The organism is Nocardioides sp. (assembly GCF_047607365.1).
Lineage (GTDB): Bacteria > Actinomycetota > Actinomycetes > Propionibacteriales > Nocardioidaceae > Nocardioides.
The window spans coordinates 1-17,714 of the sequence record NZ_JASGDD010000156.1; the positions used below are offsets into that span (position 1 = coordinate 1).

The 17,714-nt window shown below is 71.5% G+C and carries 15 protein-coding genes; 2 read left to right on the plus strand and 13 right to left on the minus strand.

Going from position 1 to position 17,714, the window contains the following annotated elements:
- The 8 genes from QM572_RS12400 to QM572_RS12435 all read right to left on the minus strand — a co-directional run.
- Positions 1 to 1,004 (minus strand): rhamnulokinase (locus tag QM572_RS12400; protein ID WP_415093528.1); only part of this gene is annotated, 1,004 nt, incomplete at its 3' end.
- 7 nt (positions 1,005 to 1,011) lie between these two features.
- On the minus strand, positions 1,012 to 3,054 hold the full coding sequence (locus QM572_RS12405) for a bifunctional aldolase/short-chain dehydrogenase (RefSeq protein WP_415093530.1): 2,043 nt from the start codon (positions 3,052 to 3,054) through the stop codon (positions 1,012 to 1,014).
- A 4-nt stretch (positions 3,055 to 3,058) separates the two neighbouring features.
- Positions 3,059 to 4,240, minus strand: coding sequence for an L-rhamnose isomerase (gene rhaI, locus QM572_RS12410; RefSeq protein ID WP_415093532.1), 1,182 nt, complete (start codon positions 4,238 to 4,240; stop codon positions 3,059 to 3,061).
- A gap of 1 nt (position 4,241) precedes the next feature.
- The gene (locus QM572_RS12415; protein ID WP_415093534.1) at positions 4,242 to 4,625 is read right to left on the minus strand and encodes an L-rhamnose mutarotase; all 384 of its coding nucleotides are present in this window, start codon (positions 4,623 to 4,625) and stop codon (positions 4,242 to 4,244) included.
- Positions 4,626 to 4,702: 77 nt separating this feature from the next.
- Complete coding sequence (rhaS, locus tag QM572_RS12420; protein ID WP_415093536.1) at positions 4,703 to 5,737, minus strand: rhamnose ABC transporter substrate-binding protein; 1,035 nt, start codon at positions 5,735 to 5,737, stop codon at positions 4,703 to 4,705.
- Positions 5,734 to 6,843: an ABC transporter permease gene (locus QM572_RS12425; protein ID WP_415093538.1), complete on the minus strand. Its 1,110-nt coding sequence runs from the start codon at positions 6,841 to 6,843 to the stop codon at positions 5,734 to 5,736. Before QM572_RS12425 ends, rhaS begins: the two co-directional genes overlap by 4 nt.
- A gap of 103 nt (positions 6,844 to 6,946) precedes the next feature.
- A complete protein-coding gene (locus QM572_RS12430; RefSeq protein WP_415093540.1) occupies positions 6,947 to 8,020 on the minus strand; it encodes an ABC transporter permease in 1,074 nt (357 codons plus the stop codon).
- The gene (locus QM572_RS12435; protein WP_415093542.1) at positions 8,017 to 9,570 is read right to left on the minus strand and encodes a sugar ABC transporter ATP-binding protein; all 1,554 of its coding nucleotides are present in this window, start codon (positions 9,568 to 9,570) and stop codon (positions 8,017 to 8,019) included. The genes QM572_RS12430 and QM572_RS12435 overlap by 4 nt, the downstream gene beginning before the upstream one ends.
- A gap of 301 nt (positions 9,571 to 9,871) precedes the next feature.
- On the opposite strand from QM572_RS12435, the gene QM572_RS12440 reads away from it, so the two are divergent.
- On the plus strand, positions 9,872 to 10,894 hold the full coding sequence (locus QM572_RS12440) for a LacI family DNA-binding transcriptional regulator (protein ID WP_415093544.1): 1,023 nt from the start codon (positions 9,872 to 9,874) through the stop codon (positions 10,892 to 10,894).
- A 91-nt stretch (positions 10,895 to 10,985) separates the two neighbouring features.
- On the opposite strand, the gene QM572_RS12445 is transcribed toward QM572_RS12440, so the two are convergent.
- Positions 10,986 to 11,417, minus strand: coding sequence for a nucleoside deaminase (locus QM572_RS12445; RefSeq protein ID WP_415093570.1), 432 nt, complete (start codon positions 11,415 to 11,417; stop codon positions 10,986 to 10,988).
- Between the two features lie 29 nt (positions 11,418 to 11,446).
- On the minus strand, positions 11,447 to 11,962 hold the full coding sequence (locus QM572_RS12450) for a tRNA adenosine deaminase-associated protein (RefSeq protein ID WP_415093546.1): 516 nt from the start codon (positions 11,960 to 11,962) through the stop codon (positions 11,447 to 11,449).
- Between the two features lie 204 nt (positions 11,963 to 12,166).
- Here QM572_RS12450 and upp point away from each other — a divergent pair, with 204 nt between their 5' ends.
- Positions 12,167 to 12,808 (plus strand): uracil phosphoribosyltransferase, encoded by a 642-nt coding sequence (upp, locus tag QM572_RS12455; protein WP_415093548.1) that lies wholly within the window; start codon positions 12,167 to 12,169, stop codon positions 12,806 to 12,808.
- A 261-nt stretch (positions 12,809 to 13,069) separates the two neighbouring features.
- Here upp and thpR read toward each other — a convergent pair whose 3' ends face one another.
- The 3 genes from thpR to QM572_RS12470 all read right to left on the minus strand — a co-directional run bounded on the left by thpR (position 13,070) and on the right by QM572_RS12470 (position 17,683).
- Entirely contained in the window at positions 13,070 to 13,624 is a 555-nt protein-coding gene (thpR, locus tag QM572_RS12460; RefSeq protein WP_415093550.1) for an RNA 2',3'-cyclic phosphodiesterase, read from the minus strand.
- Between the two features lie 5 nt (positions 13,625 to 13,629).
- A complete protein-coding gene (locus tag QM572_RS12465; protein ID WP_415093552.1) occupies positions 13,630 to 14,355 on the minus strand; it encodes a VIT family protein in 726 nt (241 codons plus the stop codon).
- Positions 14,356 to 14,545: 190 nt separating this feature from the next.
- Entirely contained in the window at positions 14,546 to 17,683 is a 3,138-nt protein-coding gene (locus QM572_RS12470) for a S8 family serine peptidase (protein WP_415093554.1), read from the minus strand.
- Positions 17,684 to 17,714: the final 31 nt, after the last annotated feature.

Here is a 17,714-nt window from a genome sequence, read left to right on the forward strand (position 1 = left end):
GGCTCGGCGGCGGCGGCCGCGAGCAGGGGGGCCAGCTCGACGCCGTCGCCGCGGCGCTCGCGCCAGCTGCGCAGGCACTCCGAGAGCACCCACAGGCCCATCACGTTCTTGAGGAAGCGGATCGTGCCGTCGAGACCGGCCTCGTTGGTGAAGTCGGCCTGCCGGGCGTCCTCGGTGAGGACCGGCGCGGGCAGCTCCAGCCCGACGAGCGACCACGTGCCGGAGGAGATGTAGGCGAAGGAGTCGGTCTCCGCCGGGACGCCGACCACGGCCGAGGCGGTGTCGTGCGAGGCGACCGCGATCACCGGCACGTCCTGGGCCAGGTCGAGCTCGGTCGCGACCGCCGGAGCGACCCAGCCGACCACCTCGCCCGGGCTGCGCAGCGGGGGCAGGATCGACCACGGGAGCCCCGCGCGCCGGGCGAGGTCGACCGACCACTCCCGGGAGGTGGCGTCGTAGAGCCCCGTGGTCGAGGCGTTGGTGCGCTCGGCGCCCACCTGGCCGGTGAGCCAGTAGCCGAGCAGGTCGGGCAGCAGAAGGAGGGTCTCGGCCGCCTCGAGCGCCGCGGTCCCGGCGGCGGCGAGGAGCTGGTAGATGGTGGTGAACGGCAGGTCCTGCAGTCCGGTGACGGCGTACATCTGCTCGGCCGGGATGGTGGTCCGCAGCCGCTCGGCGACCCCCTTGGTGCGCTGGTCGCGGTGGCTGACCGGATTGCCGAGCAGCCGCCCGTCGCGGTCGAGGAGCCCGTAGTCCACGGCCCACGAGTCGATCCCGATGCCCTGGACCGGCCCGGAGCGGGCGATCCGCGCGATGCCCGCGAGCACCTCCCGGTGGATGCCGACGACGTCCCAGACGAGCTCGTTGCCGAGCATCACCGCGCCGTTGGGGAAGCGGTGCGCCTCGGTGACCTCGAGCCGGTCCGGGCCGACGGCCGCCGCCATGATGCGACCGCTGGTCGCACCGAGGTCGACGGCCGCCAGCCGCAGCTCGTCCCTGCTGGTCATCGCCGCGTCATCGCAGGAAGGCGGCGGCGACGCCGGCGTCGACCGGGATGTGGAGCCCGGTCGTGTGGCTGAGCTCGGAGGTGCAGAGCACGAACACCGCGTTGGCGATGTTCTCCGGCAGCACCTCGCGCTTGAGGATGGTGCGCTGGGCGTAGAACTTGCCCAGGTCCTTCTCCTCCACGCCGTAGACCGCGGCGCGGTTGGCGCCCCAGCCGCTGGCGAAGATGCCCGAGCCGGCGACGACGCCGTCGGGGTTCACGCCGTTGACCTTGATGCCGTGCTCCCCCAGCTCGGCCGCCAGGAGGCGCACCTGGTGGGCCTGGTCGGCCTTGGCGGCGCCGTACGCGACGTTGTTGGGGCCGGCGAAGATGGAGTTCTTCGAGGAGATGTAGACGATGTCGCCGCCCCATCCCTGGTCGATCATCACCCTGGCGGTGGCCTGGGAGACGAGGAACGAGCCCTTGGCCATGACGTCGTGCTGCAGGTCCCAGTCCTTCTCGGTGGTCTCCAGGAGCGAGCGCGACAGCGAGAGGCCGGCGTTGTTGACGACGAGGTCGATCCCGCCGAAGGCGAGGACGGCGGCGTCGACCGCGGCCCGGACGGCGTCGGCGTCCGAGACGTCGACCTGCACGCCGACCGCGACGTCGGCGCTCCCGATCTCGGCGGCGGCGGCCGTCGCCTTCTCCAGGGAGAGGTCGGCGATGACGACGCAGGCGCCGTTGGCGGCCAGCTTCTCCGCGGTCGCCTTGCCGATGCCGCTGGCGGCGCCGGTGACGAGCGCGACGCGGGTGGCCAGCGGCTTGGGCGCGGGCATCCGCTGGAGCTTGGCCTCCTCGAGCGCCCAGTACTCGATCCGGAACTTCTCCGACTCGTCGATGGGCGCGTACGACGACAGCCCCTCGGCGCCGCGCATCACGTTGATCGCGTTGACGTAGAACTCGCCGGCGACCCGCGCGGTCTGCTTGTCCTTGCCGAAGCTGAACATGCCGACGCCGGGGACCAGCACGATGAGCGGGTCCTTGCCGCGGATGGCCGGGGAGTCGGGCGTGGCGTTCCGGTCGTAGTAGCCCTGGTAGTCCTCGCGGTAGCTCACCGCCAGCTCGCGCAGCCGCGCGATCGACTCCTCGACGCTCGCGGAGGCGGGCAGGTCGAGCACGAGCGGCTTGACCTTGGTGCGCAGGAAGTGGTCGGGGCAGCTCGTGCCGAGCGCGGCGAGGCGCGGGTGCTCGGCACTGGCGAGGAAGTCGAGCACGACGTCGGAGTCGTTGACGTGGCCGACCATCGGCCGGTCGGCCGAGGCGATGCCGCGGATGGTGGGGGCGAGCGCGGCGGCCTTCGCGCGGCGCTCGGCCTCGGGCAGCGCGGCGTAGCCCTCGAGGGCGGGGCCGAAGGGCTCCGCCGCGGAGTGCTCGGCGATGTAGGCCGCGGCGGTGTCGATGATCCACAGCGAGTTGGCCTCCGCCTCGTCGCTGGTGTCGCCCCACGCGGTGATGCCGTGGCCGCCGAGGATGCAGCCGACCGCCTGCGGGTTCTTCGCCTTGATCTCGGCGATGTCGAGGCCGAGCTGGAAGCCCGGGCGGCGCCACGGGACCCACACGACCTTGTCGCCGAAGATCTGCAGGGTCAGGCTCTCGCCGTCCGCGGCGGTCGCGATCGCGATGCCGGAGTCGGGGTGGAGGTGGTCGACGTGGGCCGCGTCGACGAGCCCGTGCATGGCGGTGTCGATCGACGGCGCCGCGCCGCCCTTGCCGTGCAGGCAGTAGTCGAAGGCGGCGACCATCTCGTCCTCGCGCTCGACGCCCGGGTAGACGTCGGCCAGGGCGCGCATCCGATCCAGCCGGAGGACGGCGAGGCCGGACTCGGTCAGGGTGCCGAGGTCGCCTCCGGAGCCCTTGACCCACACCAGCTCGACCGGCTCACCGGTGACCGGGTCGGTCTCGGTGCCCTTCGCCGAGGTGTTGCCGCCCGCGTAGTTGGTGTTCTTCGGGTCGGCGCCGAGACGGTTCGATCGAGCGATCAGCTCGGCTGCCGTCGTACTCGTGCTGCTCATGGATTCAGTTCCATCCTGCCTGCGTCCCGCCTACGCGGTCCGCCTCGATTGCTTCCTGGTAGCCGCTGGCGAGGTAGGCCCGCATGGGGTCGACGGGCAGCCCTCGCTCCTCGCGCCATGCGGCGAGGAGCGGTCGGACGTCGGTGTAGAAGGCGTCCATGAAGATCTCGTTGGCGAGGAGGACGTCGCCGTCCTCCTGGGCCTGCGTCAGCGCGTCACGGTCGACGAGCAGCGCACGTGCGGTCATCTCCTGCACGTTGAGCACCGACCGGATCTGGCCGGGGATCTTCTTCTCGATGTTGTGGCACTGGTCGAGCATGTAGGCCACGTCGCTGTCCGGCCCGAACGCGCCGCCCCGGATGCACTCGAAGAGGATCCGGAAGAGCTGGAACGGGTCGGCCGCGCCCACGATGAGGTCGTCGTCGGCGTAGAAGCGGCTGTTGAAGTCGAACGAGCCGAGCTTCCCGAGCCGGATGAGCTGGGCGACGATGAACTCGATGTTCGTGCCGGGCGCGTGGTGGCCGGTGTCGAGGCAGACCACGGCCTGGTCGCCGAGTGCGCTCACCTGGACATACGACGTGCCCCAGTCCGGGACGTCGGTGTGGTAGAACGCCGGCTCGAAGAACTTGTACTCCAGCACCAGGCGCCGGTCGCCGTCGAGGGCCACGAGCGGGTCGTAGATCGCCCGGAGCGACTCGGCGAGCCGGTCCTGGCGGCCACGGAGGTCGCCCTGGCCGGGGTAGTTGGTGCCGTCGGCGAGCCAGATCTTGAGGTCGCGCGACCCGGTCGCCTCCATCACCTCGAGGCACGCGAGGTGATGGTCGACGGCCTTCTGCCGGACCCGCCGGTCGGTGTGGGCCAGGGACCCGAGCTTGTAGTCGTCGTCCTGGAAGGTGTTGGAGTTGATCGTCCCGAGACGTACGCCGAGGTCTTCGGCGTACCGCCGGAGCTTGTCGTAGTCGTCGACCTCGTCCCAGGGGATGTGGAGGGCGACCGACGGCGCCAGGCCGGTGAACCGGTGCACCTGGGCCGCGTCGGAGAGCTTCTCCTCGACCGTTCGCGGCGTCCCGGGCGAGCCGAAGACCTTGAACCTCGTCCCGGAGTTGCCGTAGGCCCAGGAGGGGACCTCGATGGCCTGGCCGTCCAGGAGGGGGGCGATCCGGTCGAACCGTGCTGCCTGTGTCATGTCATTTCGCTTCTGTCGTGCGGGTGGTGGTGCCGGTGGGGGTGCGAGGGATCGAGGAGAGCTGGTCCTCGAGGTGGAAGATCTCCGGCAGCTCCGCGAACCCGGTGTCGGGTGCGTCGTCGCCGAGATCGACGAAGAAGTCGGCCATCTCGGCCTGCCAGCGGGCGTTGACCTCGCGGGCCGCCATGCCCGCTCGGGCGTCGGCGAGCGACGGGGTCTCCAGGTAGCCGATGAGCAGTCCGTCGGGCCGGAGGAAGAGGGAGTAGTTGTGCCAGCCGGTCTCGTGCAGCGCCCGCAGCATCTCGGGCCACACCTCGGCGTGCCGCCGGGTGTACTCCGCGATGCGGTCGGGCTTGACCTGCAGCTGGAAGCAGACTCTGGTCACCGGGAGCTCCTCGTCCGGGTGTGCCTGCCGGGAGCCTGGAGGCAACGTGGGCTCCCGGCAGGCACTGGTCGGATCGGTCAGAAGTTGAACTGGTCGATGTTGTCCTTGGTGAAGACGAACGGGTCGCCGAGGAGGACCTCGCCGTTGTCGCCCACCGTGAAGTCGCCGAGGTCGCCGGCGGAGAACGTGTCACCCGACTTGCCGGTGATGTCCCCGTCGACCAGCGCCTTGGCGGCGTACGCCGCGAGGTAGCCCAGGTCGCCCGGGTTCCACAGGGCGAAGGAGGTCACGGTGCCGTCGGTGACGTAGTCGCGCATCTGGTTCGGCGTGCCGAGGCCGGTGAGGGCCACCTTGCCCTTCGACGAGGAGGTCGAGAGGTAGCGGGCCGCGGCCGCGATGCCGACGGTGGTCGGCGAGATGATGCCCTTGAGGTCGGGGTGCTTCTGCAGGAGCGCGGCGGTCTGGTCGAACGACTTCTGGTCGTCGTCGTCGCCGTAGACCGTGTCCACCAGCGTGATGTTCGGGTGGTCCGCGGCCAGGTCCTTCTTCATCAGCTCGATCCACGCGTTCTGGTTGGTCGCGTTGGCCGCAGCCGACAGGATCGCGATCTCGCCGGAGTCGCCGATCTGCTCGGCGATCTGGTCGACCTGCGTCTTGGCGATGCCCTCGGCGGTGGCCTGGTTGATGTAGAGGTCCCGGCAGGAGGCGTCGGTGTCGGAGTCGAAGGTGACGACCTTGGTGCCCGCGTCGCGCGCCTCGTTGAGGGCGTCGCAGATCGCCTTCGGGTCGTTGGCCGAGACCACGAGCGCGCTGACGCCCTGCTGGGCGGCGGTGTTGATGAACGGCACCTGGGCGTCGGGCGAGGCGGCGTCGGGGCCGACCTCCTCGTAGGTGCCCTTGAACTCCTTGACCGCCTTCTCGCCACCGGCGTCGCTGGTGTCGAAGTAGGGGTTGCCGAGGTTCTTGGGCAGGAAGGTGACGGAGATATCGCCGCTGCCGCCGCTGCCGCCACCCGAGCTGTCACTGTCGCTGCCGCCACATGCGGCCAGGCCGAGGCTGGCGGAGAGCGCCACCGCGACGAGCGCAGCGATCCGCCGGTTGTGGAACTTCATCGTTCTTGTCCTTCTTTCTGGATGCCTGCGGCGACCGCGCGCCGGCGTGAAGTGGGGCGGGAGCCCCGTGACCTGGCCTGGAGCTGCCGAGCCGCCCAGGCGAGGAGACTGGAGGAGAGGACCGAGAGGACCAGGAGGACGCCGATGACGATGTTGATGACGTTGACGGTCTGGCCCTCAAGGCGCATGGCGCTGGAGATGACGCCGATGAGCACGACGCCCGCCACCACGCCGTGGAGCGCGCCGCGGCCGCCGAAGACCGACACTCCGCCGAGCACGACGGCGGCGATCACCTGGAGCTCGAGGCCGGTGGCGTTGTCGCCGCGGGCGCTGCCGTAGCGCAGCGTGTAGTAGACGCCGGCGAACGCGGAGACCGCGCCGCTGATGACGAAGAGCAGGAACTTCGTCCGCTCGACGTCGACGCCGGTGAAGTGGGCGGCCTCGTCGTTGAGCCCGATCTCGTAGATCCCGCGGCCGAAGCCGGAGAAGTGCAGCAGCCAGGCCGACACCGCGAGCAGCAGCACGAAGGGGATCAGGATCATCGGGTAGCTGGTGCCGTCGCCGAAGATGCGCTGCTTGGCGAGGTCGGTCCACCGCTCGGGGAAGTCGGTCACCGCGCGGGTGCCGAGGAGCCCGACGGCGATGCCGCGATAGAGCGCCATCGTGCCGATCGTGACGGCGAGCGAGGGGAGGCCGACGTACGACACCAGGAAGCCGTTGAACGCGCCGCAGACGCCGCCGGCGACGACCGCGACCAGCGCCGCGGCGGGGATCGACAGGCCGCCGTCCTGGTGGAGCACGCCCACGAGCACGCTGGACAGGCCGACCACGCTCGCCACCGAGAGGTCGATCTCGGCGGTGATCATGACCATCGCCATGGGGAGCGCGATAAGCAGGATCGGCGCGATGTCGAGGAAGAGGTAGTAGAGCGTCAGCGGGCCGTCGAAGTTCGGCACGTTGCCCAGCGAGTAGAGGTAGACCACGAGAAGCAGCGCGATCACCGCGAACTCGCGGGTCAGCAGCGCCCGGCGCCACAGGGGCTTGGAGTAGGACGCGTACGTCCGCGGCGCGGCGGGCCGGTCGGGGTGGAGGAGGGTGGTGCTCATGCGGGGCCCCCGTTCGAAGCGGAGCGAAGCGAGCATTCGGATGGGGTGTTCATGCGTGGGCCCCCGTTCGAAGCGGAGCGAAGCGAGCATTCGGATGGGGTGTTCATGCGTGGGCCCCTGACGTGGTGGGTACGGCCTCGTGTCGGGCCTGGTCGCGGGCGGCGACGAGCTGGCGCTCCTGACGGGCCGCCAGCACCCGGTCGAGGACGATCGCGGCGATGATGAGGGCGCCGACGACGGCTCGCTGCCAGAAGTCCGAGATGCCGACCATGGGCAGCGCGCGGTTGATCGTGATGAGGAGGATCGCCCCGAGGGCGGCGCCCCAGACCGTGCCCACCCCGCCGGCGATGGCGACACCGCCGATGACCGCGGCGCCGACGGCCTGCAGCTCCATCCCGGAGCCCGCCCCGGAGGAGACCGTGCCGTAGCGCGCCGCGTAGACGACCCCGGCCAGGCCCGCGAGGGCGCCGCTGAGGACGAAGGCGACCAGCACCCGTCGTACGACCGGAAGGCCGTAGAGCGTCGCTGCGTCCGGGTCGGAGCCGATCGCGTAGAGCTCGCGACCACCGCGCGCCGTGCGCAGGTAGTAGCCGACCGCCGCCATGACCAGGAGAGCGATGATCATGACGACGGGGATCGAGAGGATCTCCTGGGTGCCCAGCTGGTTGAATGCCCGGGGGAAGTCCGAGGCGTTGACCCGGTCGCTGCCGGCCCAGCTGAGGAAGATGCCGCGGTAGACGTAGAGCGTGCCGAGGGTGATGACCATCGCCGGCACGCGGCCGTAGGCGACCAGCACCCCGTTGACCAGGCCGAGCACGCCTCCGAAGGCGAGCGCGACGAGGAAGACCACGACGATCGGCAGGTCCGGCGCGGCGATGAAGACCTTGCCGGTGAGGTACGCCGTCAGCCCCAGCGTCGAGCCGACGGAGAGGTCGACGTTGCGGGTCATGATCACCACCGCCTGGCCCACCGCGAGGATGAGCAGCAGCGCGGGGGTGACGAGCAGGTTCCGCCAGCCGTCGGAGCTGAACACGAACCCGCTGCTCTTCAGCGTGGTCGCCACGACGAGGAGCACGAGCACCGCGCCCACGGCGATCTCGCGGGAGCGCAGCATCGTGCCGAGCACGCGCGCGGCGGTCGACTGCGCGCTCGGCTCGACGAGCAGCGTGTCGCTCATGCCGGGACCCCCGTCTTGCCCGTGTGGTCCGTCTTCTCCGCCTGGGCGCCGGTGCGCGTCGCCGCCCGCATGACGTTCTCGGGGGTGGCGTCGGCGCGGTCGATGTCGGCGGTGATCCGGCCCTCGCAGACGACGAGGACGCGGTCGGCCATGCCGAGCACCTCGGGCAGCTCGCTGGAGATCATCAGGATCGCCAGGCCCTGGCCGGCCAGCTCCGAGAGCAGCCGGTGGACCTCGGCCTTGGTGCCGACGTCGATGCCGCGGGTGGGCTCGTCGATGATGAGGAGCGTGGGCCGGGTGGCCAGCCACTTCGCGATGACGACCTTCTGCTGGTTGCCGCCGCTCATCGTGGCCGCGTGCATGTCGAGCGCGGAGGTCTTGACCTCGAGCGTCGCCGCCCAGGGGCCGGCCGCGCGGTTCTCCGCCGCCGACGTCAGCAGCCCGGCCCTCGAGAGACCGCGTCGGATGACGGAGCCGATGTTGCGGGCGACCGACTCGTCGATGACCAGGCCCTGCTTGCGGCGGTCCTCGGGGATGAAGGCCATCCCGGCGCGGATGGCGGCCCTCGGGTTGTGCGCGGGCACCCTGCGCCCGAGCAGGGTCACCGAGCCCTCGTCGTACCGGTCGACGCCGAAGACGGCACGGGCGACCTCCGAGCGCCCGGCTCCGACGAGACCCGCGAGGCCGACGATCTCGCCGGCACGGACCTCGAAGGAGACGTCGTGGAAGACGCCGGCGGCGGTGAAGCCCTCGACCGCGAGGACGACGTCGCCGATCTCGGCGGGGGTCTTGGGGAACAGCTCGGCGACCTCGCGGCCCACCATGCGGGCGACGATCGCGTCCACGTCGGTCTCGGCTGTGCGGTCGGTGGAGACGTAGGCGCCGTCGCGCATCACGGTGATCGTGTCGCAGAGCGCGAAGACCTCGTCGAAGCGGTGGGAGATGAAGACCAGGCCGCGGTCCTCGTCGCGCAGGCTGCGGGCGATCGCGAAGAGCCGCTCGACCTCGACGCCGCTCAGGGCGGCGGTGGGCTCGTCCATGATGAGGAGCGTCGCGTCCAGCGAGATGGCCTTCGCGATCTCGATGACCTGCTGGTCGGCGATGGAGAGGCCGCGGGCGGGGCGGCGGGGGTCGATGTGGACGCCCAGGCGGCGGAAGAGGGCCTCGGACTCGGCGTACATCCGGCCGTAGTCGATCCGCCGGCCGCGGCCGAGCGGCTGGCGGCCCATGAAGATGTTCTCCGCGACCGAGAGGTCCGGGAAGAGCGTCGGCTCCTGGTAGATCACGGCGATCCCAGCGGCCTTGGAGGCCGCCGTCGAGGAGAAGTCGACGTCCTCGCCCAGGAAGCGGAACACGCCGCCGTCGCGCCGGTGGACGCCCGCGACGATCTTCACCAGCGTGGACTTGCCGGCGCCGTTCTCGCCGACGAGCGCGTGGATGGAGCCGCGCTCGACCACGAGGCTGCCCGAGCGGAGAGCCGTCACGGCGCCGAAGGACTTGACCACGTCGCGCAGCTCCAGGACCACCGGGGCCTCTGCCGAGTTCGGCATCGATCTACTCCTTTGAAACGTTTCAATACAACGGAGCGACCGTATGTGACTGCCATCACATCCGTCAACTACTTCTGCTACTCGGTGAGTCGTGAACGTTCCAACCGGGCGTTGACACGGTGGCATTGAACCGTTTCAATATGCGTTCAATCGGGTAGCCGCATCGCGCACGCTGCCACCGCGACACGTGGCGGCTGGAGTGACACCTGCGAACCGTCACCTCGGGCGCGAATCGTCGCGGTGACACGCTGCGGACACCGTGCGCCAACCAGAGACGAGACCCACGGGGCGGAGGGGGAGCATGGCCGGCCACTCACCCTCGGTGTCCGTCAAGGACGTCGCCGCGGCCGCCGGGGTCTCCATCGGCACCGTCTCCAACGTGCTCAACCGGCCCGACCGCGTCGCCGCCCCGACCCGGGACCGGGTCGAGCGGGCGATGGCCGACCTCGGCTTCGTGCGCAACGAGTCCGCGCGCTCCCTCCGGGCCGGGAGCACCCGCGCGCTGGCGTACGTCATGCTCGACGCCGGGAACCCCTTCTTCACCGACGTCGCCGAGGGCATCGAGCGCGCCGCCGAGCATGCGGGTCTCTCGCTCTTCCTCTGCAACAGCGGAGGTCGCGCGCGGCGCGAGGCGACGCACGTCGAGCACCTCGAGCAGCAGCGGGTCCAGGGCCTCCTCATCACGCCCGTCGACCCGGAGAGCCGCACGCTCGACGCCATCGCCGCGCGCGGGATGCCGCTGGTGATCGTGGACCGGATCCGCAAGGGGCATCAGTTCTGCTCCGTCGCCGTCGACGACGTGCTCGGAGGCCGGCTGGCCGTCGAGCACCTGATCGACCAGGGTCATCGGCGCGTCGCGCTGATCGGAGGGCCGCTCAGCATCGGCCAGGTCGCCGACCGCTTCGAGGGGGCGCGCGCCGCGTGGGCGGAGGCCCGCCTCCCCCCCGACGACCTCGTCGTCATCGTCGTCGAGACGCTGACGGTCGCCGAGGGCCGCCACGCCGGCGAGCGCCTGGCCGGACTGCCCTCGGGCCGACGGCCGACCGCCGCGTTCTGCGCCAACGACCTCGTCGCGCTCGGCCTCCTGCAGCAAGCGACCGCCGCCGGCCTGCGGGTCCCCGACCAGCTCGCGATCGTCGGCTACGACGACATCGAGTTCGCCGCGGCCGCCGCCGTCCCGCTGACCTCGGTGCGCCAGCCGCGACAGGAGCTGGGCCGCGTCGCCTCCGCGCTCGTCCTCGACGAGGCGAGCAATCCGGGACACCAGCACCAGCAGATGATCTTCACGCCTGAGCTGGTCGCCCGGGCCTCGACGCTCGGCTAGGTGTACCCCGGGGCGCGTCGGCCGCATTGACCACTAGTGGTCATCTCCGGAATTCGTCGCGGGACACCCGGCGAATTTCCGGAGATGACCACTAGCGGCGGCTCCGGAAGAACTCCTCGAGCAACGCCGCCGACTCCTCCGCGCGCACGCCGGAGACGACCTCGGGGCGGTGGTTCAGCCGCCGGTCCCGTACGACGTCCCAGAGACTCCCGACGGCGCCGGCCTTCTCGTCGAAGGCTCCGAAGACGAGCCGCGCAGTCCGGGCGAGGACGGTGGCGCCGGCACACATCGTGCACGGCTCCAGCGTCACGACGAGGGTGCAGCCCTCGAGCCGCCACTCGCCGACGGCACGGGCGGCCTCGCGGAGGGCGACCACCTCGGCGTGGCCCGTGGGGTCGCCGGTGGCCTCACGGAGGTTGCGTCCGACGCCGACCACGTCGCCGTACGGGGAGAGGACGACGGCGCCGATGGGGACGTCGCCGGTGGCGAGGGCCAGTCGCGCCTCCTCGAGCGCGAGGCCCATCGCCTCGGCGTCGGACAGGTCGGACAGGCTCACGCGTTGGTGAGGCCGACGGCGTCGTCGAAGAGCTCGCCGAAGCCGACGCTGCGGGCGATCTCGGAGAGCACCTCGTCGGGGTAGAGCTCGTCGTCGTCGAGCAGCTCGTCGATGAGCGCGCCCATCTCCATCGCGGAGAATCCCAGGTCGGCGAAGATCCCGAGGTCGCCCGCGGGGGCGACGTCCTCGTCGTCGTCGGGGTCCGGGAGGCCGAGGAAGTCGACCACGGACTCCGCGAGCGCCCAGTCCTCGGCGGCGGTCACGTCGGAGAGCAGCAGTCGCACCGTGGAGCCGACGACGCGGCACACGATGAAGAAGTCCTCGTCGACGCCGATGAGGCCGACCGCGCCGCCGTCGCCGGGGAAGCGGCGCAGCGCCCCGGCGATCGAGTCGACGTCGTCGAGCAGGCTGTGGGCGAGCTCGGCGACCTGCCAGACGCCCTCCTCGCGATAGGCGGCGAGCGCGAAGTCGACGCCGTCGGCCTCGCCCGCCGCACCGCCTCCCGTCACCATGCGACCAGCCTCGCAGACTGCCGGGACGAAACAAACCCCTATTGCCCTCGGCCTGCCGGTTCCCACCGTCGCGAGCGGCGTCAGACGGGTAAGCCGGCAAGGCGGAGTGCCGAAGGCGGGCCGGAGGCCCGTCGAGGTGCGACAACGCCCGTCTGACGCCGCGCAGCAGGTGGGAACCGGCAGACCGGGGGCTACTGTGCGGTCATGCATACCGTCGTCGTGGACCACCCGCTCGTCGCCCACAAGCTCACCACCCTGCGCGACGAGCGCACCGACTCCCCGACCTTCCGGCTGCTGGTCGACGAGCTGGTGACGCTGCTGGCCTACGAGGCGACCCGCGAGGTGCGGGTCGAGCCGCACCCGATCGTGACGCCGGTCGCGCCGATGACCGGCACCAAGCTGACCTCGCCGACGCCGCTGGTGGTGCCGATCCTGCGGGCCGGCCTCGGGATGCTCGACGGCATGATGCGCCTGGTCCCGACCGGCGAGGTGGGCTTCCTCGGCATGGCGCGCAACGAGGAGACCCTCGAGGCCGTCACCTACGCCGAGCGGCTGCCCGGGGACCTGACCGGTCGCCAGTGCTACGTGCTCGACCCCATGCTCGCGACCGGTGGCACGCTCGCCGCCGCGATCCGCTTCCTCGTCGACCGCGGCGCCGACCACATCACCTGCGTGGTGCTGCTGGCCGCTCCGGAGGGGCTGGCCAACCTCGAGGCCGGGCTGGCGGGGGTGGAGGTGCCGGTCACGGTCGTCACCGCCGCCCTGGACGAGCGGCTCAACGACAAGGGCTACATCGTCCCGGGCCTCGGCGACGCCGGCGACCGCCTCTACGGGCTGGCCCACTGACGGCTGGGCATCGGCCCCGCCCCGCGCGTTAAGAGGTCGCGCGGGTAGGGCGTCCGTCGCGAGCGGCGTCTCGGTGCGTGCCCGGCAAGGCGGAGGCCCGTCAAGGGGTGACAACGCCGCCGGGTGCGTGCCGAGGCGCCGCGCAGCAGGACGCCCGCCCCGCGCGACCTCTAAGTGCTGGTCAAACCAGCCCCAGCCGCCCGCATGAGAGCCTTCACCAGCAGTTATCGCCCCGGCGGGCGACGCGGCGGCCCCGGCCGATCAGCCGAGCGGGATCTCGGCGAGCGGCTCGTAGCGCGGCTTGCCGCGGCGGCCTTGGCCGAGGTGCGACCGGACCAGGGTGATGGCGTCGACGGTCCAGGCCGGGCCGTCGTAGGAGTCGAGGATCCGGACCCATCGCGTCACATCCACGCCGAGGCCGAGCCGCGCGAGCGTGACATGCGGGCGGAAGCGGCCGCCGTCGACCGGCACCCCGGAGGCAGTGGCGCCGCTGCGCGCGCTGAGGGCCAGCTGCGACAGCGCACCCTCGGGCGCACGGACCCCGGCCCACAGCACCTTCGCATCGGCCACCGACGGGAAGGCGCCTCCCCCGCCGAGCGACGCCTCGAACCGCGTACGCCGGCCGGCCGACTCGGCCAACCGCTCGGCCCAGTCGTCGACCGACTGCTCGGAGCACTCCGCCGAGAAGGCGAGCGTCACGTGGAACTGCGAGGCATCGGTCCACCGGAGCGAGCCGTGCTCACGGCGTACGTCGAGGAAGGAGTCGAGGTGCTCGACGACGTCGGGGGGCGGGACGATCGCGGCGAAGACCCTCATAGCACTCAGACGACGGTGGTGCCGAGAAGGTTGCCGATGCCCCACGTCACGAGCATCGCGAGCACGCCGCCGGCGACGTTGCGGAGCATCGCGCGGCCGGGGCTCGCGTAGCCGAGGCGGGCCGACGTCCAGCCGGTCAGCGCGAGGGCCGCGGCGACGGCGAGGACGGTCGCCCAGACCCGGCCGCCGGCCGGCAGCATGATCGTGAGCAGCGGCAGCAGCGCCCCGAGGGTGAAGGAGAGCGCCGACGCCGCGGCCGCCGACCAGGGGTTGGCGACGTCGTCGACGTCGATGCCGAACTCGAGGTTCGCGTGCACCCGCAGCGCGTCCCACTCGGTGAGCTGCTCGGCCGCCTCGCGGGCGACCTCGGTGCTCAGGCCCCGCGACTCGAGCATCTCCCGCAGCTGGTCGAGCTCCTCGGCGGGCATCCGCTCGAGGTCGTGCCGCTCGGCGGTGATGAGCGCCCGCTCGGCATCGCGCTGGGTCGACACCGAGACGTACTCCCCCGCCGCCATCGACAGGGCGCCCGCGACGAGGGCGGCCACGCCGGCGATGAGGATGTCGCCGCGATCGGCGGTCGCGCCGGCGACGCCCATGACGATGCCGGCGACCGAGACGATGCCGTCGTTGGCGCCGAGGACGCCGGCGCGCAGCCAGGTGAGCCGGTTGGACAGACCGTCCCCGGTCTCCATGTCCCCGTGCTCGTGCTCCCGGGCCGCCACGTCGGTCACAGGACCAAACTAGTGGTCATCTCCGGAGATTCGTCGGGGGTGGCCCGGGTCTGAACGGAGTGGCCCCCGCGTGCGTGCTGCGCAAGGCGGAGGAGCGAAGGCCCACGAATTCCCGGAGATGACCACTGGTCGGGCTGGTGAGTGCCGGCCTGCCCCAGGGGCCAGGCCGGCACTCACGAGGCGGGGTGGGTCAGTTGGTGACCTTGACCACCGTGGTCGCGAGCTGACTGCTGCCGTCGGAGTGGTCGAGGATCCCGTACGACGTCCCGGCCGGTGCTCCGCTCCACGCCAGCGACACCGTGCCGGTCCCGCCGACCGTCGCGGTGGTCGGCGCCGACGCCACGGTCAGGCTCCCGGTGCCGGCCGGCACGACCCAGTCGTCGATCGAGAACTCGTGCGTGCCGCTGACCTGCCAGCCGTGCACCGCGAGGGTGTAGTCGCCCGCCGCGGGATCGATCAGCTCGATCAGCTCGTCGGTGCCGCCGTTGGTGCTGGACGCCACGACATCGCCGCTCGCGTCGAGCAGGTAGAGGTCGAGGTCGTCGTCACCGGCGGCGGCGTACTCGATCCGCCAGTAGGACGTGTCCCCGATCGTCACCGGGACCTCGGTGACGCCGCCGGACGCGTCGTCGGAGGTGCCGAACGTCTGGTCCGGGTCCTGCTTCACCGAGCCGGTGAGCGGGGTCGACGCGACGAGCCCGGACGGGACCGGTGTGTAAGTCCCGTCGTAGCCGAACTTCACCGGCACGTCGGCCGTGCCGCTCTCGCCGGAGCCGGTCACCGACGAGGGGGCGCCGATCTTGGCGCCCTTGACGGCGATGGCGCTGTTGACCGTGTAGCCCGACCCCTTCCAGGTGAGGTTGCCGAAGCGCCACTCCCCGGCCGGCGCCGCGCCCTTGTTGGCGATCGTCACGGTGAACGAGGCGGTCGCGCCGGGCGCCACCGTGAGCTTCGACGGGCTGACCGAGACGGAGTAGCCCGTGGGCGCCTCCTTGGTGTCGGCGCTGACCTTGATGGTCTTGTCGCTGACGTTGGTCACCGTCCGCTGCACCGTCTCGGAGCCGACCAGCGACGAGATGCCGATGGTCGCGAGGTTGAGGTCCTCGGTGCGGGTCGGGACGCCGGCCGCGGCGAGGCTCGAGCACGTGGCCGAGGCGTCGGAGAAGATCGCCGGGGCCGCGTCGCAGTAGAAGCCGAGGTAGTCGTTGAACCCGGCGTCGTAGACCAGGCCCGGGTCGAAGAGGCCGGGCCTGTCGACGACGCCCGGGTCCACCTCGCCGGCACCGCGGTCGAACGGGCCGGCCTTGGTCTTCCGGTCGTTGTCGGTGATGTCGAGCGACGCGGTGGTCTGCAGCGCGGACTTCGCCTCGGCGGGGGTCCAGTCGGGGTGCGCCTGCTTCACGAGGGCGTAGATGCCCGCGATCTGCGGAGCCGACATCGAGGTGCCCGCGATGGCCTGGAAGAGCTCGCCCTGGACGAACCCCTCGTCGGTGTAGGGCGAGGCGCCGGCGACGATCTGGATGCCGGGGGCGGCGATGTCGGGCTTGATGATCGACGCCGCCGTCGGGGACTCACCGCGGGAGGAGAAGACCGTCACCGAGGGCGCCTTCCAGGGCTGCTCGGTGATCTCGGTCGTCTTGACGATCGCGGCGGTGGCCCTCGAGCCGGTCCGGTGGATGTAGGCGGTGATCTGGTCGCCGACCTTCTGGTCCACGTGGACGGTGGGGACGAAGAACGTGTCGGTGAAGAGGTTGTCCTGCTCCGGGTCGTCGACGTTGGCGAGGATCATGCCCACGCCGCCCGCCGTCGACACGGTGAGGCTCTTCTCGACGCGGCCGTTGCTGCCGCGGTGGCAGATGACGACCTTGCCGGTGACCGACGCGGTGAACGCAAGGTCGGGGAGGCACAGCTTGTTGCCGAGGTCGGCAGCGTCGACGATCGGCTTGCTCGGCAGGGTCGCCGTCACGGAGGCGCCGGTGTAGGTCTTGCCGTTGCCGAGCTTGATCGTGCCCCGGTAGAACCGCGGCTCGGTGCTCGCGGCGACCGAGGTCACCCACGGGCTGTCCGACGGACCGCCGATCGTCTCCGCGGTCGGGCCGGAGTTGCCCGCGCTGACCGAGGCGAAGACGCCCGCGTCGGCGGCGAAGAGGAACGACACCGCGTCGGGGCCGAGCAGGTTGGCGCCGCCGCCGATCGAGTAGTTGATCACGTCCACGCCGTCAGCGACGGCCTGGTCGATCGCGGCCGACAGGTCGGAGCTGAAGCCGCCCTGGTTGCCGAGCGCCTTGTACGCGATGACCTGAGCACGCGGGGCGATGCCGGTCGTGGTGTCGACGTAGCGGCCCTGGATGTAGGCCTTGACGCCCGCGTCGCCCGCGGTGGTGGAGGCGGTGTGGGTGCCGTGCCCCTCGTCGTCGCGGGCCGAGACGAACTCGTCGGGCTCGGCGCCGGCGTTCGCGCGGTAGGTCGCCGTCTCGTCACGGGCGCCGACCAGCTTGTTGTTGCAGGTGAAGGGCTTGTCGTCGGCGTTGGCCGCCGTGTTGCCGAACTGGCAGGAGTCGCCCGCCAGCGCGGGGGCCGCCGGGAAGGTGCCGTCGTCGGCGAAGCTCGGGTGCTCGGGCCAGATGCCGGTGTCGATCACGCCGACCAGCACGCCCTCGCCGTCGATCCCCTCGTCGTAGGCCTCGCCCTTGCCGGTGAGGTCGAGGAACTGCTCCTCGGTCGGGACCTTCCCCTCCTTGCCCGGCCGGTACGACGGCGCCTTGCCGCTCGGGGCCTTGCCATGCTTCGCGTGGCTGGTCGGCAGCTGGGTGGTGTGGCGGTCGTGCTTGACGGACGCCGCCTTGGTGAGCACCGGCGCCGTGGTCGTGGCGCCCTCGGTGCCGTCGAGGGTGCGCAGCTCGTCGGGGACGACGGCGGCGACCTTCGGGTCGGCGGCGAGCCGCAGCGCGGCGGCGTGGTCGGCCGACACCGCGAAGCCGTTGGCGGCGACGCTGAGGTCCTGGGTGACCGCCGACGTGGGCACGTCGGCATCCTCCAGGATGGCGTCGTGGTCGGCCTCGATCGCCTTCTGGGCCTTGCCGGCGTCGGCGGTGGCGAGCTGGTCCTTGGTGAACTTGCCGAGGAGCGGGTCGGACTTGAGGAGCACGACGTAGGCGTCGTACTCGCTCTTCTCGACGCTCTTGCCGAGGCCCAGCGAGGAGACGAAGTCGCCCTGCTTGTGGGTGAGGGGCGCCGCCGAGGCGGCCGGGGTGAGGGCGGGCACGATCAGCGCCGCGCCTCCGAGGGTGGCCGCCGCGAGCGCGGCGACGGACATGCGTGTGTTCACGAATTCTCCCGAGCGAATCATCCGTACGGCG